19 protein-coding genes are annotated in these 18,703 nt (G+C 73.7%); 5 read left to right on the top strand and 14 right to left on the bottom strand.

All coding sequences use genetic code 11. The features are described from left to right. Window positions 1–195 precede the first annotated feature (195 nt). Window positions 196–759: a hypothetical protein gene (locus ACIPSC_RS24455; RefSeq protein WP_400828194.1), complete on the top strand. Its 564-nt coding sequence runs from the start codon at window positions 196–198 to the stop codon at window positions 757–759. 55 nt (window positions 760–814) lie between these two features. Here the strand turns inward: ACIPSC_RS24455 and ACIPSC_RS24450 are convergent, their stop codons facing one another. The 4 genes from ACIPSC_RS24450 to ACIPSC_RS24435 all read right to left on the bottom strand — a co-directional run bounded on the left by ACIPSC_RS24450 (window position 815) and on the right by ACIPSC_RS24435 (window position 5,847). Then, the gene (locus ACIPSC_RS24450; protein ID WP_400828193.1) at window positions 815–1,942 is read right to left on the bottom strand and encodes a GuaB3 family IMP dehydrogenase-related protein; all 1,128 of its coding nucleotides are present in this window, start codon (window positions 1,940–1,942) and stop codon (window positions 815–817) included. Window positions 1,943–2,275: 333 nt separating this feature from the next. Further along, entirely contained in the window at window positions 2,276–3,781 is a 1,506-nt protein-coding gene (gene guaB / locus ACIPSC_RS24445) for an IMP dehydrogenase (RefSeq protein WP_400828192.1), read from the bottom strand. A gap of 345 nt (window positions 3,782–4,126) precedes the next feature. Further along, on the bottom strand, window positions 4,127–4,714 hold the full coding sequence (shbA, locus tag ACIPSC_RS24440) for an RNA polymerase sigma factor ShbA (protein WP_400828306.1): 588 nt from the start codon (window positions 4,712–4,714) through the stop codon (window positions 4,127–4,129). A gap of 521 nt (window positions 4,715–5,235) precedes the next feature. Continuing rightward, window positions 5,236–5,847, bottom strand: a complete 612-nt coding sequence (locus ACIPSC_RS24435) for a response regulator transcription factor (RefSeq protein WP_014136228.1) — start codon at window positions 5,845–5,847, stop codon at window positions 5,236–5,238. Between the two features lie 555 nt (window positions 5,848–6,402). Here ACIPSC_RS24435 and ACIPSC_RS24430 point away from each other — a divergent pair. Further along, a complete protein-coding gene (locus ACIPSC_RS24430) occupies window positions 6,403–6,729 on the top strand; it encodes a WhiB family transcriptional regulator (protein WP_238862961.1) in 327 nt (108 codons plus the stop codon). Window positions 6,730–6,864: 135 nt separating this feature from the next. Here the strand turns inward: ACIPSC_RS24430 and ACIPSC_RS24425 are convergent, their stop codons facing one another. The 3 genes from ACIPSC_RS24425 to groES all read right to left on the bottom strand — a co-directional run bounded on the left by ACIPSC_RS24425 (window position 6,865) and on the right by groES (window position 10,108). Next, complete coding sequence (locus ACIPSC_RS24425; protein ID WP_400828191.1) at window positions 6,865–7,878, bottom strand: LysR family transcriptional regulator; 1,014 nt, start codon at window positions 7,876–7,878, stop codon at window positions 6,865–6,867. Between the two features lie 173 nt (window positions 7,879–8,051). Further along, a complete protein-coding gene (gene groL / locus ACIPSC_RS24420) occupies window positions 8,052–9,686 on the bottom strand; it encodes a chaperonin GroEL (RefSeq protein ID WP_400828190.1) in 1,635 nt (544 codons plus the stop codon). 116 nt (window positions 9,687–9,802) lie between these two features. Next, complete coding sequence (gene groES, locus ACIPSC_RS24415; protein ID WP_014136232.1) at window positions 9,803–10,108, bottom strand: co-chaperone GroES; 306 nt, start codon at window positions 10,106–10,108, stop codon at window positions 9,803–9,805. Between the two features lie 300 nt (window positions 10,109–10,408). Between groES and ACIPSC_RS24410 the strand changes: the two genes are divergently transcribed. Further along, complete coding sequence (locus ACIPSC_RS24410; RefSeq protein WP_400828189.1) at window positions 10,409–11,608, top strand: methyltransferase domain-containing protein; 1,200 nt, start codon at window positions 10,409–10,411, stop codon at window positions 11,606–11,608. Between the two features lie 23 nt (window positions 11,609–11,631). On the opposite strand, the gene ACIPSC_RS24405 is transcribed toward ACIPSC_RS24410, so the two are convergent. The 5 genes from ACIPSC_RS24405 to tsaB all read right to left on the bottom strand — a co-directional run bounded on the left by ACIPSC_RS24405 (window position 11,632) and on the right by tsaB (window position 15,337). Then, window positions 11,632–12,549 (bottom strand): polysaccharide deacetylase family protein, encoded by a 918-nt coding sequence (locus tag ACIPSC_RS24405; RefSeq protein ID WP_400828188.1) that lies wholly within the window; start codon window positions 12,547–12,549, stop codon window positions 11,632–11,634. 182 nt (window positions 12,550–12,731) lie between these two features. Continuing rightward, window positions 12,732–12,998 carry a hypothetical protein gene (locus ACIPSC_RS24400; RefSeq protein ID WP_400828187.1) on the bottom strand — a complete coding sequence of 89 codons (267 nt, stop codon included), beginning with the start codon at window positions 12,996–12,998 and terminating at the stop codon, window positions 12,732–12,734. Beyond that, window positions 12,995–14,098, bottom strand: coding sequence for a tRNA (adenosine(37)-N6)-threonylcarbamoyltransferase complex transferase subunit TsaD (tsaD, locus tag ACIPSC_RS24395; RefSeq protein WP_400828186.1), 1,104 nt, complete (start codon window positions 14,096–14,098; stop codon window positions 12,995–12,997). Before tsaD ends, ACIPSC_RS24400 begins: the two co-directional genes overlap by 4 nt. After that, complete coding sequence (gene rimI / locus ACIPSC_RS24390) at window positions 14,091–14,570, bottom strand: ribosomal protein S18-alanine N-acetyltransferase (RefSeq protein WP_400828305.1); 480 nt, start codon at window positions 14,568–14,570, stop codon at window positions 14,091–14,093. The genes tsaD and rimI overlap by 8 nt, the downstream gene beginning before the upstream one ends. A 113-nt stretch (window positions 14,571–14,683) precedes the next feature. Then, a complete protein-coding gene (gene tsaB, locus ACIPSC_RS24385) occupies window positions 14,684–15,337 on the bottom strand; it encodes a tRNA (adenosine(37)-N6)-threonylcarbamoyltransferase complex dimerization subunit type 1 TsaB (protein ID WP_400828185.1) in 654 nt (217 codons plus the stop codon). Window positions 15,338–15,586: 249 nt separating this feature from the next. On the opposite strand from tsaB, the gene ACIPSC_RS24380 reads away from it, so the two are divergent. Then, on the top strand, window positions 15,587–16,159 hold the full coding sequence (locus ACIPSC_RS24380; RefSeq protein WP_400828304.1) for a hypothetical protein: 573 nt from the start codon (window positions 15,587–15,589) through the stop codon (window positions 16,157–16,159). 71 nt (window positions 16,160–16,230) lie between these two features. Here ACIPSC_RS24380 and ACIPSC_RS24375 read toward each other — a convergent pair whose 3' ends face one another. After that, a complete protein-coding gene (locus ACIPSC_RS24375; protein ID WP_400828184.1) occupies window positions 16,231–16,443 on the bottom strand; it encodes a hypothetical protein in 213 nt (70 codons plus the stop codon). A 170-nt stretch (window positions 16,444–16,613) separates the two neighbouring features. After that, on the bottom strand, window positions 16,614–17,111 hold the full coding sequence (gene tsaE, locus ACIPSC_RS24370; protein ID WP_400828183.1) for a tRNA (adenosine(37)-N6)-threonylcarbamoyltransferase complex ATPase subunit type 1 TsaE: 498 nt from the start codon (window positions 17,109–17,111) through the stop codon (window positions 16,614–16,616). A 298-nt stretch (window positions 17,112–17,409) separates the two neighbouring features. On the opposite strand from tsaE, the gene ACIPSC_RS24365 reads away from it, so the two are divergent. Continuing rightward, window positions 17,410–18,573, top strand: coding sequence for an LPXTG cell wall anchor domain-containing protein (locus tag ACIPSC_RS24365; protein ID WP_400828182.1), 1,164 nt, complete (start codon window positions 17,410–17,412; stop codon window positions 18,571–18,573). Window positions 18,574–18,703 lie beyond the last annotated feature (130 nt).

The following is an 18,703-nucleotide window of genomic DNA, read 5'->3' as shown; positions in this document are numbered from 1 at the left end:
CCGGGCCCGAACGCCAAGCCTCCATCATCCCCTGTCCCGCGGGGTCACGACCACCCGCCCCCCGGCCACCCTGGCTCCGCACCCGGCGCGAACCGGCGCTCCGTGCCCGATCTGTGATCGAAAACGCTGTTCGAGCACGCCGGGGCGCTGCTACCGTTCGGCAGCTCACAGTCTTTCCGGGGGGATCCGACGCCCATGACCGCACCCGCAGAAGGCGCTGACGGCCAGTCGGGACGGCCGCGGACGGCCCAGCACTACTCGGTGGCACCGGCGCAGGCCGCCCCCGAGGGCTACGTCGCCCCCGGCATGCCCGGCACCCCGGCCGCCGACCACCGGCCCGACCCCGCCGCCGCACGGGCACGCCCCCGCCGGACCGGCGCGGCGGTCGCCGTCGCCGTCGCCGCGATGCTGGCCGGCGCGGCCGCGTACGGCACCGCCCCGGCCCGGGTCGAGAGCACCATCGGCTGGCTGGCCATCGCCCCGGCCGCCGCCGTCGCCTGGCCGCTCGGCCGGCTCGGCGGCCGCAACCGCCTGCTGCCCCCGCTCGGCGCACTGCTGGCGGCCGGCTCGCTCTTCCTCGGCCAGCTGCTCGGCCAGACGCTGCGCCTGCACGACCTGGCCGGAACCCCGTACGGCGAGCTGCTGCACGGCGCCCTGACGACCTGGCGGGCCGAGCGCCACCCGCTGGACCTCGCCTTCTACGGGATCGCCGTGATCGGCGGATTCCTGCTCACCCGCCGCACGGCCACCCCCAGCTGACGGCAGGGCCCCCGCCGGATCGCGTCCGGCGGGGGCCCTGCTGCGGTCGTCGGGCTCAGCGGTGGTTGAGCGCCGGGTTGACCGTCACCTCGACGCGCTGGAACTCCTTGAGCTCCGTGTAGCCCGTGGTGGCCATCGCCCGACGCAGCGCGCCGAACAGGTTCATGGTGCCGTCGGGGGTGTGCGACGGGCCGGTGAGGATCTCCTCGGTGCTGCCGACGGTGCCGAGGTCCACCCGCTTGCCGCGCGGCAGCTCCTCGTGCACGGCCTCCATGCCCCAGTGGAAGCCCTTGCCGGGCGCGTCGGTGGCGCGGGCCAGCGCGGCACCGATCATCACCGCGTCGGCACCGCAGGCGACCGCCTTGGGGATGTCGCCGCTGTAGCCGACGCCGCCGTCCGCGATCACGTGCACGTAGCGGCCGCCGGACTCGTCCATGTAGTCGCGGCGGGCGGCCGCGACGTCGGCGACGGCGGTGGCCATCGGCACCTGGATGCCGAGGACGTTGCGGGTGGTGTGGGCGGCGCCGCCGCCGAAGCCGACCAGCACGCCGGCCGCACCGGTGCGCATCAGGTGCAGCGCGGCGGTGTAGGTGGCGCAGCCGCCGACGATGACCGGGACGTCCAGCTCGTAGATGAACTGCTTGAGGTTGAGCGGCTCGGCGGCGCCGGAGACGTGCTCGGCCGAGACGGTGGTGCCGCGGATGACGAAGACGTCGACGCCGGCGTCCACGACGGCCTTGGAGAACTCGGCGGTGCGCTGCGGCGAGAGCGCGGCGGCGGTGACCACGCCGGAGTCGCGGACCTCCTGGATCCGCTGCTTGATCAGCTCGGCCTGGATCGGGGCGGAGTAGATCTCCTGGAGGCGGCGGGTGGCGGCGGCCTCGTCCGGGATCGAGGCGATCTCGTCCAGGAGCGGCTGCGGGTCCTCGTAGCGGGTCCAGAGGCCTTCCAGGTTGAGCACGCCCAGGCCGCCGAGACGGCCGATGGCGATGGCCTGCTGCGGGGAGACCACGCTGTCCATCGGGGCGGCCAGGAACGGCAGCTCGAAGCGGTAGGCGTCGATCTGCCAGGCGATCGAGACCTCCTTCGGGTCACGCGTACGGCGGCTGGGGACGACGGCGATGTCGTCGAAGGAGTACGCCCGGCGGCCGCGCTTGCCTCGCCCGATCTCGATCTCAGTCACTTCGAGCCCTTCTGGTTTGTTGCTCATGCCCGCCGGGTCACCCCGGCCGCCCCCAGTATCCCGCACGGGCCACTGCTCGCGCGCTCGCCTCCGGGGCGCTCCGGCCCGGCACCGACGGTCGTCGCTCCAAGGCCCTTCGTACCTCAGGGCCTTCTCGCTCCATCCCTTTCGGCACCGGCGCACCCCTTCGGCTCGGCGCGGGGGGGCTCGCGCGCTCGTGTCCATGCGGCTCGGCGCGGGGGGCTCGCGCGCTCGTGTCCACAGCGCGCAGCACGCGCGAGGGGCCCGCCACCTGGTGGTGGCGGGCCCCTCGGATGCGTGCGGTGCGTGCGATCAGCCGCGGCTGTTGTAGTTCGGCGCCTCGACCGTCATCTGGATGTCGTGCGGGTGGCTCTCCTTGAGGCCCGCCGAGGTGATCCGGACGAACCGGCCCTTGCTCTCCATCTCGGCGACGGTGGCCGCGCCCACGTAGCCCATGGTCTGGCGCAGGCCGCCGACGAGCTGGAAGAGCACGGCCGACAGCGGGCCGCGGTACGGGACCTGGCCCTCGATGCCCTCGGCGATCAGCTTCTCGTCGGAGGTGACCTCGCCCTGGAAGTAGCGGTCCTTGGAGAAGGACTTCGCCTGCCCGCGGGACTGCATGGCGCCCAGCGAGCCCATGCCGCGGTAGGACTTGAACTGCTTGCCGTTGATGAACAGCAGCTCGCCCGGGGACTCCTCGCAGCCGGCCAGCAGCGAGCCCAGCATCACGGTGTCGGCACCGGCGGCGAGCGCCTTGCCGATGTCGCCGGAGTACTGCAGGCCGCCGTCGCCGATGACCGGGACGCCGGCCGCCCGGCAGGCCAGTGCGGCCTCGTAGATCGCGGTGACCTGCGGGACGCCGATGCCGGCGACCACGCGGGTGGTGCAGATGGAGCCGGGGCCGACGCCGACCTTGACGCCGTCCACGCCGGCGTCGATCAGCGCCTGGGCGCCGTCCCGGGTGGCCACGTTGCCGCCGACCACGTCGACGCCGACGGCCGACTTGATCTTGGCGATCCAGGCCAGCGCGTTGTGGCTGTGGCCGTGCGAGGTGTCCACGACCAGGAAGTCCACGCCCGCCTCGACCAGGGCCTGGGCCCGGTCGAACGCCTCGGCGCTGGCGCCCACGGCGGCACCGACCAGCAGCCGGCCCTCGGCGTCCTTGGCGGCGTTCGGGTACTTCTCGGCCTTGACGAAGTCCTTGACCGTGATCAGGCCCTTGATCCGGCCCTCGTCGTCGACCAGCGGCAGCTTCTCGATCTTGTGGCGGCGGAGCAGCGCCATGGCGTCCTCGCCGGAGATGCCGACCTTGCCGGTGATCAGCGGCATCGGGGTCATGATCTCGCGGACCTGGCGGCTGCGGTCCGACTCGAAGGCCATGTCGCGGTTGGTGACGATGCCGAGCAGCTTGCCGGCCCCGTCCGCGATCGGCACACCGCTGATCCGGAACTTGGCGCAGAGCGCGTCGGCCTCGGCCAGGGTGGTCTCCGGGCCGACCGTGATCGGGTCGGTGACCATGCCGGACTCGGAGCGCTTCACCAGGTCGACCTGGTTGACCTGGTCCTCGACGGACAGGTTCCGGTGCAGCACGCCGACGCCGCCCTGGCGGGCCATGGCGATCGCCATCCGGGACTCGGTGACCTTGTCCATCGCGGCGGAGAGCAACGGGATGTTGACGCGCACGTTCCGGGAGACCCGCGAGGAGGTGTCGACCTGGTTCGGCAGCACCTCGGAGGCCCCGGGCAGCAGCAGCACGTCGTCGTACGTCAGCCCGAGCATCGCGAACTTCTCGGGTACGCCTGCGGCGTTGTAAGACATTTCGGGGGTACCTTCCGTGGCCGGCCTAATCCGCTCGCGCCCTGAGGGTGGGGGCGCTCTCATCGCTCACTCGCTCAGGCCGCCGAAAGCTCAGTGCCTTTGGAGGAACCTCCAGGGAATCCCCGCGCGCACCCACGGAACTTTGGCGACCCGCCCAGGCGCCGATACCCCATGGTACTGGCACCGGGAATGTGTCCTCGTGTGCCCTTGACAACACCCGGCACCCGTGAGCCATTCCGCTCGCACCCGAACCCGCCCGCGCCGGTCCCGCTGGGGACCGGGCCGGGGCCGGGGCCGGGAGCACCATCGCCCGGCGCCCGGCGCCGACCGAACGGCTCCGCTGCGTCAGGAGGACTCCTCCGCGAGCGCCCGCAGCCGGCTGAGCGCGCGGTGCTGGGCGACCCGGACGGCGCCGGGCGACATCCCGAGCACCTCGCCGGTCTCCTCCGCGGAGAGCCCGGCGGCCACCCGCAGCAGAACCAGCTCGCGCTGACGGGCCGGCAGGTTGGAGAGCAGCTCCTTGGCCCAGGCGGCGTCACTGCTCAGCAGCGCGCGCTCCTCCGGGCCGAGCGCCTCGTCCGGAACCTCCGGCAGGTCGTCCGGCGGGATCACCGTCGACCCGGGGCCGCGCATCGCGGCGCGCTGCAGGTCGGCGATCTTGTGGGCGGCGATGCCGTAGACGAAGGCCTCGAACGGGCGCCCCTGGTCCTTGTACCGGGGCAGTGCGCAGAGCACCGCGACGCAGACCTCCTGCGCGATGTCGTCCACGTGGTGCCGGGCGCCGCCGGGCAGCCGGACCAGGCGGCCGCGGCAGTAGCGCAGCGCCAGCGGGTGGACGTAGGCGAGCAGCGCATCGATCGCCGGGCCCTCGCCGCGGACGGCGGCCGCGACCAGCTCGCCGACCAGCGGGGAGGAGCCGCCGGAGCCGAGCACCGGCGCCCGCTCGATCCCGCTTCCGGCGCCCGCCCGCCCGGCGGAGCCGTCGCCCGGCACGTCGCCGGCGGGGCCGCCGTGGTCACCGGGACCGCCCTGATCCGCGTACGACGGATCGCGACCCGGGCCGGAGGGCTCGACCGCCTCCACCGGGTCCGCCTCGCCGGCCGCACCGGCAACGTCGTCACGCATCGGTCCATGGTGCCTGGTCGAACGGGAAAACGCGGCACCGCGTCCGGAGTTGTGCACCGGAACGTTATGCGGTAGGCCACCCGGCCCGTGACCGCCGCGCACCACCGGCCCCTCCTGCACCGCGCCGCCTCCCGCCCCGCAGCCTCCGGTGGTCCCGTCCGCCGCGCCGTCCGCCGAGTGTCCTGCGGCTGTGTGGTTCGCCGCAGTGCCTGTCCGCTGGTCCCCGAGGTGCTCCACTACTCCATGGTGCAACCTCGGGACCGTAACGTCACACGCCCCGACGGAAGGAACCTTGAGCAGCCCGCCGCGACCGGCGGGGCCGCCGGCGGTCAGCGGACCAGGCCCCAGCGGAAGCCCAGGGCCACCGCGTGCGCACGGTCCGAGGCGCCGAGCTTCTTGAACAGCCGCCGGGCGTGGGTCTTGACGGTGTCCTCGGAGAGGAAGAGCTCGCGGCCGATCTCGGCGTTGCTGCGGCCGTGGCTCATGCCCTCCAGCACCTGGATCTCACGCGCCGTCAGCGTGGGCGCCGCCCCCATGTCGGGGCTGCGCAGCCGCCGCGGGGCGAGCCGCCAGGTCGGGTCGGCGAGCGCCTGGGTGACGGTGGCCCGCAGCTCGGCGCGCGAGGCGTCCTTGTGCAGGTAGCCACGGGCACCGGCGGCCACCGCGAGGGCGACGCCGTCGAGGTCCTCGGCGACGGTGAGCATGATGATGCGGGCGCCCGGGTCGGCGGACAGCAGCCGCCGCACCGTCTCGACCCCGCCGAGGCCGGGCATCCGGACGTCCATCAGGACGAGATCGGAGCGGTCGGCCACCCAGCGGCGGAGGACCTCCTCCCCGTTCGTCGCGGTGGTGACCCGGTCGACGCCGGGTACGGTCGCGACCGCGCGGCGAAGCGCCTCGCGGGCGAGCGGGGAATCGTCGCAAACGAGAACGGAAGTCATGACCGTCGTCCTCCGCAGCTGATCCGCGTCACGTTGAGCCTCCTGGCTGGTACGAATCTCTCCGACACGGCCGATTGGCGACGGACTCGGTGCCGATCGCCTGAACTTCCCCGCGATCGTTCCCGACCTCCGGCGCCCGCTAACCGCCTCCGCACTTCCAACGACCGTCACTCGAATGAGTTACGGCCTTCAGGGCCATCTCCACCACTGTACGTGGCCAACCCGTTACCGATCAGCCGCATCGCGGTGCACACGCCGCACTTTTGTGCAGCTCGCGCGCGGTCGGCGCACCACCCGCACACCGGTGCGGGATGTCGCGCGCCCGTCGGCCACCCGATTGCCATGCCCGGATCCGCCGGAGCCCATGCCCACTTTGCCCGGTTTTATAGCTTTTGTATGGTCATTGACTGTTGTGCCACTCTGTGGGTGACTTGTCCATGGAGTTGCCGTAAGTCATATTTCCAGGTGTCCACACCAGCGCATCGAAGCCTCGCCGCACCGCACAGCCCGCCGGCGGTCGGCCCGCGGTCGACGAGCCTCTGAAGGGAATGAGCCATGGCAGATTTCTCCCGCCTCCCCGGCCCCAACGCGGACCTATGGGACTGGCAGCTCTCCGCGGCCTGCCGCGGCGTGGACAGCTCGCTCTTCTTCCACCCGGAGGGCGAACGCGGCGCCGCCCGCAGCTCGCGCGAGGCGAGCGCCAAGGAGGTCTGCATGCGCTGCCCGGTACGCACCGAGTGCGCCGCGCACGCGCTGGCGGTCCGGGAGCCCTACGGCGTCTGGGGAGGGCTGACCGAGGACGAGCGCGAGGAGATGATGGGCCGCTCGCGCAACCGCCTGGTGGAGGTGCCGCTGGCGGCGCCGACGGGGCTGCAGCACTGACCCGACCCCTTGTCCGCACCGGGAAGAAACGTTTCTTCTCGGCGCACCCTGCCGCCTGCGCCCGGAGCGGGGCGGGAGCCGCCCGGGCCTCGACGTCCGTCCGGGCCGTTCGACCGCCCGGCCCCTGAAGTCCGGTCAGCGCCCGGCGGCCGCACCCGCCAACCGCTCCAGCATCAGCGCCACGGCCGGCACCTCGGCGAGGTCCGGCAGGGTCAGGGCGACCACCTGCCGCACCGCCGGCACCCCCGAGGCGGTCCGCACCGGCACCGCCGACACGCCGTCAGGGCGCACCGACTCCAGCGCCAGGCCGGGCAGCACCGCCACCCCGAGCCCGGCCGCCACCAGGCCGACCACCGCCGGGTAGTCGTCGGTCGCGAAGTCGATCCGGGGTTCGAAGCCCGCCCCCGCACAGAGCTCGACCAGGTGGCCCCGGCACTGCGGGCAGCCCGCGATCCACTGCTCCCCGGCCAGCTCGGACAGCTTCACCGGCCCGTTCCCGCCGCCGCGCCCCGCCAGCGGGTGGGCGGCGGGCAGCAGGCCCACCAGCGGGTCGTCCAGCAGCGGGGTGACCACCAGGTCGGACCAGTCGGCGCCGGCGCTGAGCTGCTGCGCCTCCAGGTTGGCCTCGGCCCGCGCCTCGCGCGGGGTGCCGTGCGCCGGGGCCGGGGCGGGGGACGGGGCGCCGTCGGGCGACTGCGGGTACCGGAAGGCCAGCGCCACCTCGCACTCGCCGCCGCGCAGCATCGCCAGCGACTCCGGCGGCTCCGCCTCGACCAGCGACACGCGGACCCCCGGATGGCTGTCCCGCAGCCGGGCGACAGCCGGCGGCACGAGGGTGGAACTCGCGGTCGGGAAGGACACCAGGCGCACCCGTCCGGCCCGCAGGCCGGCGATCGCCGCCACCTCCTCCTCGGCGGCGGAGAGCCCGGCCAGGATCCCGGTGGCATGCTTGAGCAGGACCCGCCCGGCCTCGCTGAGCTGCATCCCGCGGCCCGAACGGACCACCAGCGGGGTGTCGACGGACTTCTCCAGGGCCTTCATCTGCTGGCTGATGGCAGGCTGGGTGCAGCCCAGCTCGCGAGCGGCGGCGGAGAAGGAGCCGGTGCGGGCGACGGCACGCAGGACGCGCAGGTGGCGGGCCTCGATCATGCCTCAGTTGTAAGGCAGGCTTTGCCATCTGCAAAATTCTACTGATAGTTGAACGCTGAAGCACGCGCCGGACGGGCCGGACCGCACGCCGAGACACGGTCAACGCCGGAGGCCCGGTCCGCACCCCCGAGGGGGGCGGACCGGGCCTCCGGTCACCGTTCACCGGTCAGGTGTCAGTGGGAGTGGCCGTGCCCGCCGTGCGAGTGGCCGTGACCGTTGTCGGCCTCCTCCTCCTTCTTCTCCACCACGAGGGTCTCGGTGGTGAGGAGCAGGGAGGCGATCGAGGCGGCGTTCTCCAGCGCGGAGCGGGTCACCTTCACCGGGTCGATGACGCCGGCCTTGACCAGGTCGCCGTACTCGCCGGTGGCGGCGTTGTAGCCCTGGCCCTGCTCCAGCTCGGAGACCTTGGAGGTGATGACGTAGCCCTCCAGGCCGGCGTTCTGGGCGATCCAGCGCAGCGGCTCGTGCAGCGCCTTGCGGACGACCGCGACACCGGTCGCCTCGTCGCCCGACAGGCCCAGGCCGCCGTCCAGCACCTTGGCGGCGTGGACGAGGGAGGCGCCACCACCGGCGACGATGCCCTCCTCGACCGCGGCACGGGTCGCCGAGATGGCGTCCTCCAGGCGGTGCTTGCGCTCCTTCAGCTCCACCTCGGTGGCGGCGCCGACCTTGATGACGCAGACGCCGCCGGCCAGCTTGGCCAGGCGCTCCTGCAGCTTCTCGCGGTCCCAGTCCGAGTCGGTGCCCGCGATCTCGCCCTTGATCTGGGCGACGCGGCCGGCCACGGCCTCGGTGTCACCGGCACCGTCGACGATCGTGGTGTCGTCCTTGGTGATGGTCACGCGGCGGGCGGTGCCCAGCACGTCCAGACCGGCCTGGTCGAGCTTGAGGCCGACCTCCTCGGAGATGACGGTGGCACCGGTCAGGGTGGCCAGGTCGCCGAGGATCGCCTTGCGGCGGTCGCCGAAGCCCGGGGCCTTGACGGCGACGGCGTTGAAGGTGCCGCGGATCTTGTTCACCACGAGGGTGGACAGCGCCTCGCCGTCGACGTCCTCGGCGATGATCAGCAGCGGCTTCGTGGCACCGCCCTGGAGGATCTTCTCCAGCAGCGGCAGCAGCTCCTGGATGGAGGAGATCTTGCCCTGGTTGATCAGGATGTACGGGTCCTCCAGGACCGCCTCCTGCCGCTCCGCGTCGGTGACGAAGTACGGCGACAGGTAGCCCTTGTCGAACTGCATGCCCTCGGTGAAGTCCAGCTCCACGCCGAAGGTGTTCGACTCCTCGACGGTGATGACACCGTCCTTGCCGACCTTGTCGATCGCCTCGGCGATCAGCTCGCCGACCTGGGTGTCCTGCGCGGAGAGGGAGGCGACGGCGGCGACGTCGTCCTTGCCCTCGATCTCGCGGGCGACCGAGAGCAGGTGCTCGGAGACGGCGGCGACGGCCTTGTCGATGCCCTTCTTCAGGGCGGCCGGGCCGGCACCGGCGGCGACGTTGCGCAGACCCTCGTTGACCAGGGCCTGGGCCAGCACGGTGGCGGTGGTGGTGCCGTCACCCGCGACGTCGTTGGTCTTGGTGGCGACCTCCTTGACGAGCTGCGCGCCAAGGTTCTCGTACGGGTCGTCCAGCTCGACCTCACGGGCGATGGTGACACCGTCGTTGGTGATGGTCGGGGCGCCGAACTTCTTGTCGATGACGACGTTGCGGCCCTTGGGGCCGATGGTCACCTTGACGGTGTCGGCCAGCTTGTTGACACCGCGCTCCAGCGAGCGGCGGGCGTCCTCGTCGAACTGCAGGATCTTCGCCATGTTCCCTATTCCCTCGGGGCGACGGCCGGCACTGCGGCCGCCGGACTACGTGAACCAACAACCACGCCCCGGGCCCCTGTCACTTGGGACACGGATCCGGGGCGGGCTGGAACGTCTTACTTCTCGATGATGGCGAGAACGTCGCGAGCCGAGAGGACCAGGTACTCCTCGCCCTGGTACTTCACCTCGGTGCCGCCGTACTTCGAGTACAGGACGATGTCACCGACGGCGACGTCGAGCGGCAGACGCTGGCCGTCCTCGAAGCGGCCCGGGCCGACGGCCAGGACGACGCCCTCCTGGGGCTTCTCCTTGGCGGTGTCCGGGATAACCAGGCCGGAGGCCGTGGTGGTCTCGGCGTCGAGCGGCTGGACCACGATGCGGTCCTCGAGCGGCTTGATGGCAACCTTGCTGCTGGTGGTCACGTCCGAGCTCCCCTTCGGAGATTACGGGGTTTTCTAACGGGTAGGTGGCGAACCTGCGGGCCTGCCGTCGCGGGGGTCAGACACGCGTCATCGCGTTAGCACTCCCCATGGGGAGAGTGCCAAGGACGACCATAGGCCGCTGTTAGCACTCAGTCAACCAGAGTGCCAACGACGCGCCCGCCGATTCCGCGGAGCGGGACGCGTGGCCGCACGCGCGTGCGGTCCCGGACCCCCGTCGCACACTCGGCGCCCCGGCCGCTGCGGGACACCCCGGGCCGTGACACCGGCGAGAATGGCCCCGTGGAGACCGAGAACCTGCAGCCCCTGCTGACGCCCGAGGGCCAGGCCCTGCTCGCCGAGCTGCGCGAGTTCGCCCCCGAGGAGGAGCTCGCGCTGGCCACCCGGCTGCGCCGCGAGCACCCGGCGGAGCTGGTGTCGGCGGCGTTCGGCCAGGCCAGGCTGCGGCAGCGGGCCCGGGCCAAGTTCGGCGCCGACGCCGACCTGATGTACTTCACGCCCAACGGCGTCGAGCAGTCCACCCGGCGCGACGTCGCCGAGTGGCGGGCCCGACGCTTCGCCGAGCTGGGCGTGAAGAGGCTGGCCGACCTCTGCTGCGGGATCGGCGGGGACGCGCTCGCCCTGGCCCGGATCGGCATCGAGGTGCTCGCGGTCGACCGGGACCCGGCGGCCTGCGCGGCCACGGCCGCCAACGCCGCCGCGCTGGGCCTGTCCGACCTGGTCGAGGTGCGCTGCGCGGACGTCGCCGAGGTCGACGTGGCCGGCTACGACGCCGTCTTCACCGACCCCGCCCGCCGCACCTCCCGCGGCCGGGTCTTCGACCCCGAGGCGTACGCGCCGCCGCTGTCCTGGGCGATCGAGGCCGGCCGGCGCACCCCGGTCGGGGCGCTCAAGGTGGCCCCGGGCATCCCGCACGAGGCCGTCCCGGCGGACGCCGAGGCCGAGTGGGTCTCCGACCACGGCGACGTCAAGGAGGCGGTGCTCTGGTTCGGCACCCGGGCGGAGCGGCCGCACCGCGCCACGCTGCTGCCGCAGGGCGCCACGCTCACCGGCGGCGACCTGCCCGACCCGCCGGCCGGACCGGTCGGCCGCTACCTCTACGAGCCGGACGGCGCGGTGATCCGCGCCCACCTGGTGGCCGAGGTGGCCGGGCAGGTCGGCGGCCGGCTGATCGACCCGAAGATCGCCTACGTCACCTCGGACGAGCTGGTCGCCACCCCGTACGCGCACGCCTTCGAGCTCACCGACGTGCTGCCGTTCCACATCAAGAAGCTGAAGGCGCTGCTGCGCGAGCGGGCCGTCGGCACCGTGGTGATCAAGAAGCGCGGGATGGCGATCACCCCCGAGGAGCTGCGCCGCCAGCTGAAGCCGAGCGGCCCGAACGCCGTCACGGTGATCCTCAGCCGCACCGACCACGGCCCGCTGATGATGCTCGGCCGGCCCGTCCGGGCCGACGACCGGCCGGTCCCGGGCGCTCCCTAGGCGACAGGGCCTAGCGACAGGGCCTAGGAGGCCGGCGCCTGGATGTAGTCCTCCAGGCGGGCCACCGCGAAGCCCTGCTCCTGGATCCGGGCGAGCATCTCCCCGAACATCTGCGTCATCGTCTCGCCCTTGAGGTCCTTCGGGCCGCGGAAGTGGGCGAGCACGATGTCCCCGGGCCGGAGCTTCTTGTCGGCCGCCTGGTACTGCATGTCGTGGATCTGCATCGACTCGCGCCAGAGCACGACGGCCCGCGGACCGCACTGCTGCACCGCGGTGTTCAGCGCCGGGGTGTTGGCGCCGTCCCCGTACGGCGGGCGGAACAGCAGCGGCGCGGTGCCGTACTGCTGGGTGAGCGCTGACTGCGCGTCGCAGATCTCCGACTTCTGCTTCTCCGGCGCGACCTTGCTCATGATCGCGTGGTCCACGGTGTGGTTGTGGATGTGGTTGCCGAGCGCCTGGAGCGGCTTGAAGTAGCCGTAGTTGTCCTTGACGATGTCGCGGGTCAGGAACATCGAGACCGGCACCTTGAGGTCGGTCAGCATCTCGACGAACTTCGGGTCCTTCTCGGCGCCGTCGTCGATGGTGATGAAGACGACCTTGTCGGTGGTCTTCACGTCGCTGAAGACCGGGACGGGGCCGGTCCGCTGGAGCTTGACCGGCTTGTCGGCGGGCGCCGCCGGGGCCGGCGGCAGCGGCTTGAGGTTCCACTTGGCCCAGACGGCCGCGTCCCCGGCGGCGGGCACGGCGGCCGGCGTGGTGCCGGCCGGGGCCGGGGTCGGCCGGCCGGCGGTGGTTCCGGCGGACGGCGCGGCCGCCGCCGACGTTCCGGCGGCCGCGGCCGGCCCGGTGGCGCCGCCGCTGCCGCAGCCGGTGGCGGCGGCCAGCAGCGCCAGTGCCCCCACCGCGTACGTCCCCGCCCTGCCCCGCCCGTACTTCTTCACCGCGCCGCGCTCCCCGGTCCCGTTCAGCGATCTCTCAGCTATGCACGGTAGCGGTCGGTCGTTCGGTTCCCGGACAGGCCTGCGCACGGCTGCTCCGCCCCGGCGAACGGGTCGTGCCTGTCGTGCGGGTCGTGCCTGTCGTGCGGGTCGGGTCGGTCGTGCGGGTCGGGTCGGGTCGGGTCCTACTCCACGTGCTCGCTGGTGAAGGACCAACGGTGCACCGGGCGGCCGAGCAGCTCAGCGGGCGGATCGGCGACCGGCACCGGCCGCTCCCCCGCCCACCAGGTGATCAGCAGCACGCGGTCCCCCGGGGCGCCGAACAGCTCGGTCCGGACCAGTCCGGCCGAGCCGCGCAGCGCCGGCAGCGCCGTCCCGTGCACCCAGGCGGCCAGGTCGGCCCCGCGCCCGTCGGCGGCCCGGGCCTCCCACATGGCGGCGGTGGTGGTCACCGGCCGCCGCCCAGTGCGTCGTACGCCTGGCCGTGGACGTCGCCGTGCCCGGTCGACTCGGCCGGCACGTGCACGTCGGTGACGGGCAGCGAGGAGTCCGCCGAGAGGTCGAAGGAGGACGGCGCGCGGTCGCGCCAGACCATCTCGGCGCCGAGCGCGGCGACCATGGCGCCGTTGTCGGTGCACAGGCCCGGACGCGGCACCCGCAGCCGGATGCCGGCCCGGTCGCAGCGCTGCTGGGCCATCTCGCGCAGCCGCGAGTTGGCCGCCACCCCGCCGCCGATCATCAGGTGGTCGACGCCGTTGTCCTTGCAGGCCTTGACCGCCTTGCGGGTGAGCACGTCGGTGACCGCCTCCTGGAAGGAGGCCGCCACGTCGGCGATCGGCACGTCCTCGCCGGCCCGGCGCTTGGCCTCGACCCAGCGGGCGACGGCGGTCTTCAGGCCGGAGAAGGAGAAGTCGTACTCCGGGTCCTTCGGACCGGTCAGGCCGCGCGGGAAGGCGATCGCCTTCCGGTCGCCCTCGCGGGCGGTGCGGTCGACCACCGGGCCGCCCGGGAAGCCCAGGCCGAGCACCCGGGCCACCTTGTCGAAGGCCTCGCCGGCCGCGTCGTCGATGGTCGCGCCCAGCGGGCGGACGTCACTGGTGATGTCCTCACTGAGCAGCAGCGAGGAGTGCCCGCCGGAGACCAGCAGGGCCATCGTCGGCGACGGCAGCCGGCCGTGCTCCAGCTGGTCCACGCAGATGTGCGAGGCGAGGTGGTTGACCCCGTACAGCGGCTTGTCCAGCGCCCACGCGTACGCCTTGGCGGCACTGACGCCGACCAGCAGCGCGCCCGCCAGGCCAGGCCCGGCGGTGACGGCGATGCCGTCCAGGTCGCTCGCCTTGACGCCGGCGGTGTCCAGGGCGCGCTGGATGGTCGGGACCATCGCCTCCAGGTGCGCGCGGCTGGCGATCTCCGGCACCACGCCGCCAAACCGGGCGTGGTCGTTGACGCTGGAGGCCACCGCGTCGGCGAGCAGGGTGGTGCCGCGCACGATCCCGACGCCGGTCTCGTCGCAGGAGGTCTCGATGCCGAGGACGAGCGGTTCGTCAGCCATGGCGGGTTTCCTTCAGGTCCTTCGGTTCGATGCTTGGGTGGTCGAGGCGCATCACCAGCGCGTCGACGTTGGCCGGCTGGTAGTAGCCGCGCCGGATGCCGACCGGTTCGAAGCCGAACCGCTCGTAGAGCCGCTGGGCGCGCGGGTTGTCCACCCGCACCTCCAGCAGCAGCTCGGCGCAGCCGCGCCGGGCGGCCTCCCGGATCAGGTCGGCGAGCAGTGCCGCGCCGAGGCCGGAGCCCTGGTGGCGCACGTCGACGGCGATGGTCTGCACGTCGCCCTCGCCGGCCACGGCCATCAGGCCGGCGTAGCCGACGACCGCGCCGTCCGGGGCGGTGGCGACGGTGAAGTGCCGGGTGCCGCCGGGGTGGGTCTCGGCCAGCTCGGACCAGAACATCCCGGCGGACCAGGCGTCCTCCGGGAAGAGCTCCAGCTCCAGCTCCATCACCGGGGCGATGTCCCACCAGCGCATCGGCCGGAGGGTCGCCGCCCCGGCGGTGCGGGTCTCGGCCGCGGTCACCGTGCCGGCGGCGGGCCCGGCGGGCCCGGGGGTGCCGGCTCCGGGCGCGCTCACGCCTGGGGCGCTCACGCCGGGAGCACCGCCTTGTAGCCGGCGGGCACCTGGGCGTCCGGGCGGCGCAGGTACAGCGGCGCGTTGGGCAGCAGCTCCCGCCCGGCGGCCAGCTCGGCGGCGGCGAAGGCCGCCAGCGCCCCGGCCGAGACGTGCTCGGGTCCGTGCGCACCGGGGAACGTCTCCGGGTAGAGCAGCGCGCCCGCGCCGACCGCGCGCGGGTGCGGCGACAGCTCGGCCGGGCGGTCCACACCCGGGCCCTCGGTACGGCGGCCGTCGGCGTCGTACGAGGCCCAGTAGACCTCCTTGCGGCGCGCGTCGGTGGCCACCGTGAACGGGCCGGTGAGCCCCTCGGTGCGGGCCTGGTGCGCGATCGCGTCCAGGGTGCAGACGCCGTGCACGGGCAGGTCGAGCGCGTGGCCGAGCGCGGCGGCGGTGACCAGGCCGACCCGGAGGCCGGTGTAGGGGCCCGGGCCGACGCCGACGGCGATGCCGGTCAGCCGGTGCTTGTCGACACCGGCCGCCCGCAGCACCCGGTCGATGGCGGGCAGGAGCAGTTCGCCGTGGCGTCTGGCGTCGACCTGGTCGGTCTCGGCGAGGACGGTCGTCCCGTCGTGGACGGCCGCGGTGACGGCGGGGGTAGCGGTGTCGAACGCGAGCAGCAGCACGGGTCAAGGTTAGACCGGTCGGCGCGGCGGGCGGTTGCCGGTCCTCGGCCGCCCCGGCGGGCGGCCCCCGGCCGGCGATCCGTCGCAGGAGCGCCGCAGGTCAGCGCCGCAGGCCACCGCCGGCCCGCCGGATCGGCCGGGCGTACGGCTCCGGAACACACGTCCTACGTGGTGCGGGTCCGAGCACGCGGACCTGGCACGATAAGGCCGACGGGTTTTGGGACGGCGGTGGGAGCACACGTGGCGAAGATGGGTCCTGGAGTGGTGGTCACGGGGCTGACCCTGGGGGCCCTGGTGGTGGTGAGCCTGCTGGCCTTCCAGGCCAACGGCGCCCAGGAACGCGCGGGTGGCAGCCAGCCGACGGCGAGCGTCACCGCCTCGACGAGCGGACCGGCGGCCACGGCCACCCCGACCGCCTCGGCCACCCCGACCGTCCCGGCGCTGCCCGCCACCTCGGGCACCGGGCTGCGGGTCGTCTACTCGGTCGGCAGCCACCACGTCTGGCTGGTCGACCCGAAGAAGAACCCGCAGGTGGTCGCCGCCTTCTCGGTCACCCCGGGCTCGGTGGAGCCGAACCCGGGCAGCTACCCGGTCTACAGCCGCACCCCGATCACCACGGGCACCGACGGCCGGCAGATCGAGCACGTGGTGCGGTTCGCCCAGCAGAACGGTGTGGTGTTCGGCTTCAGCGCGGCCGTGGACGGAGCCACGCCGACCGCCGATCCGAAGGCCAAGACCGGCGGCATCCGCAGCGGCCGGACGGACGGCCAGCTGATCTGGGACTTCGCCCCGAACGGCACCAAGGTGGTCGTGATCGCCTGAGCGGGCGCGGCAGGGCCCGGGTGAGGACCCGCCCGTCACCGTCCGGGACGAGCGTCGGACTTCCCCCGGCTTCAGGCAGCGTGCCTGGTCTCCGCCGCCGGGGCTTCGGCGCCAGCCTCGGACCGCTCCGCGCCCTCCCGGCGCTCCGGCGGGGTGGAGACCGCCTCCGCGGCCGCGCACGCGGCCAGCAGGGCTCGCATCGACCCGCCCGGAACGCTGCGGGCGGGCTCTCCGGCCCCGGCACCGCGCGGCGCGCGCTCCGGGGCGGGGGTGGTGCTCGACATGGCGCCTCCCTAGTTAGGCAGACCTAACCGCAGCACCCATCCCATCACGCCCGGTCCCCCGCCCGCAACACTTTGCCGACAGCTTGTCGGCAAGAGCCCGCCACGGCCGGCCGGCCGATCCGAACGGGAGAGGCCGGCCGACCGGCCCCACCGGCGGGCGGGCGGCCCGCTCAGGCCAGCGCGTCCAGTTCGACCCCGTCCCAGCGCGACCCGAGCCCGGTCAGCACCACCCGGCGCGGGTCGTGGTCGTCCCCGTTCGCCGTGTCACCGAGGGCCCGCTCGATCCGGACCTCCAGCCGGTCCTCGGACAGCCGCTCGACCTTGCCCTCGCCCCACTCGACCACCACCACCGACTCCGGCAGCGAGACGTCCAGGTCGAGGTCCTCCATCTCGTCCAGGTTGCCGCCGAGTCGGTACGCGTCCACGTGGACCAGCGCCGGGCCGCCGACCAGCGACGGGTGCACCCGGGCGATCACGAAGGTCGGCGAGGTGACGGCGCCGCGCACCTGCAGCCCCTCCCCCAGCCCGCGGGTCAGCGTCGTCTTCCCCGCTCCCAGCTCGCCGGAGAGCAGCACGAGGTCCCCCGGCCGCAGCAGCGCGGCCAGCTCCCGGCCGAGCCGGCCCATCCGCTCGGGGGTGGCGACGGTGAGAGTGGCGTGCGAGCCCATGCGCGAATCAAGCCCTTCGGTCCGGACGGCGGCGCACCGACCACCGGGCGCCCCCGCTACGGTGCCACATCCCCGCCCGACCGCGCTCCGCACCCGGTCCGTCCCGGAGTGCCCCGATTTGACACCCGCTCCTCATGATCGACATCCCACCCTGCTCCCAGGTGATTCCCAGGTTGCCTATAGCGTCCTGCTTCTGTTCCCCGTTCCGGACCGGCGCGAGGCCTTGCTTCGTACCGGTCCGAACTCCTGCACCCGGGCCTCCCGACGGCCCGGCCGACCCGATGAGGTCACGCTCTCCATGAAGCTCCGTCGCGGTCTCGCGATTTCCGCGGTCGCCGCCCTGGCGTCCGCCTCCGTCATCGCCGCCGCCCCCGCCGCGCTCGCCGCCCCGCAGAGCACCGGCGTCGCCGCCTCCGCCGCCGACGCCAAGGACGGCGTCCACCCGCGCCTCGCGGTCAAGAACCTCCCCGCCCAGATCGTCGCCGGCGGCGCCGCCGCGACCTTCACGGTCGAGGTCGAGAACACCGTCGGCCGCGACCTCGTCCTGCTGCCGTTCATCAGCACCGGCGCGGACCACTCGCCGCTGACCGCCAAGCGCCAGAAGCTCCAGTACCAGGACGTGGACACCAAGGTCTGGCGCGACGCCTCCTACGTCACGCCGGAGGACCAGCCCTACCCGTTCGCCCTGCTCGGCCCGATGCAGGACGGCGTCGAGGCGGACGAGGCCTACCTCTTCCTGCCCGCCGGCGAGACCCTGGACATCCAGGTCCGGTTCTCCCTGACCGGCGAGGCCGTCCCGGACACCGCGGGCCTGCAGTTCGTCACCACCTCCTTCGACCTGGAGTCGGCCGAGCCGCTGCCGGTCACCACCGCGAGCGAGCCGGTCTGGTTCACCATCACCTCGCCCAACGGCGGGACGGCCTCGCCGTCCGCGACGGCCAAGCCCACCGCGACGGCCACGGCGTCTCCGTCGGCCTCCGCGTCGGCTTCCGCTTCCGCAACTGCCACCGCTTCGGCGTCGGCTTCCGCAACGGCCACCGCTTCCGCAACGGCCACCGCTTCCGCGACGGCGACGGCTTCCGCCTCTGCGTCGGCCTCGGCCTCGGCCTCGGCGAGCCCGAGCGCCTCCGCCACCGCGGGCGCCACCACCGGCTCCGCCAAGCCCGCGCCCGCCACCTCCGCGGCGACCGCCGCCACGCCGGCGGCGACCGCCTCCGGCAGCAAGGTCGTCCCGGCCGCGCACATCGCCCCGGCCGTGGCCAAGGCGCCGAAGCCGTCCGCCGACACGGTGGCCAAGGCGAAGGCGAAGGCCGCCAAGCGCCCGTCCGGCGGCGCCAACCTGGCGACCACCGGTGGCGGCGACGACACCACCGCCATCGCGCTGGCCGGCGGCGCCGTCCTGACCGCCGGCGCCGGCACGCTGTTCGTGCTGCGCCGTCGCAAGGGCAACGCGAGCGCCTGACGCCTCGCCGTCGCCCGGCACGGCCGCCCGCCGCGCCGCACAGCGCCCGCACAGCAGAGACCGGTGGCCCGGGCCCTCATGACGAGGGCCCGGGCCACCGGGCGTCGAGTCACGTGTTCGGGCCGGTCGC

This window comes from Kitasatospora sp. NPDC090091, assembly GCF_044747365.1.
In the GTDB taxonomy this organism is placed as follows: domain Bacteria; phylum Actinomycetota; class Actinomycetes; order Streptomycetales; family Streptomycetaceae; genus Kitasatospora.
This window is presented reverse-complemented; position numbering and strand designations above follow the sequence as displayed.

Bases quoted from the DNA above. Each gene is read 5' to 3' on its own strand.
- rimI (WP_400828305.1), bottom strand. From the start codon at position 14,570: ATGCGCTGGTGGGACATCGCCCCGGTGATGGAGCTGGAGCTGGAGCTC.
- ACIPSC_RS24425 (WP_400828191.1), bottom strand. From the start codon at position 7,878: ATGATCGAGGCCCGCCACCTGCGCGTCCTGCGTGCCGTCGCCCGCACC.
- tsaD (WP_400828186.1), bottom strand. From the start codon at position 14,098: ATGGCTGACGAACCGCTCGTCCTCGGCATCGAGACCTCCTGCGACGAG.
- ACIPSC_RS24375 (WP_400828184.1), bottom strand. From the start codon at position 16,443: ATGTCGAGCACCACCCCCGCCCCGGAGCGCGCGCCGCGCGGTGCCGGG.
- groL (WP_400828190.1), bottom strand. From the start codon at position 9,686: ATGGCGAAGATCCTGCAGTTCGACGAGGACGCCCGCCGCTCGCTGGAG.
- tsaE (WP_400828183.1), bottom strand. From the start codon at position 17,111: ATGGGCTCGCACGCCACTCTCACCGTCGCCACCCCCGAGCGGATGGGC.
- ACIPSC_RS24380 (WP_400828304.1), top strand. From the start codon at position 15,587: ATGGGTCCTGGAGTGGTGGTCACGGGGCTGACCCTGGGGGCCCTGGTG.
- ACIPSC_RS24365 (WP_400828182.1), top strand. From the start codon at position 17,410: ATGAAGCTCCGTCGCGGTCTCGCGATTTCCGCGGTCGCCGCCCTGGCG.
- guaB (WP_400828192.1), bottom strand. From the start codon at position 3,781: ATGTCTTACAACGCCGCAGGCGTACCCGAGAAGTTCGCGATGCTCGGG.
- ACIPSC_RS24455 (WP_400828194.1), top strand. From the start codon at position 196: ATGACCGCACCCGCAGAAGGCGCTGACGGCCAGTCGGGACGGCCGCGG.
- ACIPSC_RS24430 (WP_238862961.1), top strand. From the start codon at position 6,403: ATGGCAGATTTCTCCCGCCTCCCCGGCCCCAACGCGGACCTATGGGAC.
- ACIPSC_RS24435 (WP_014136228.1), bottom strand. From the start codon at position 5,847: ATGACTTCCGTTCTCGTTTGCGACGATTCCCCGCTCGCCCGCGAGGCG.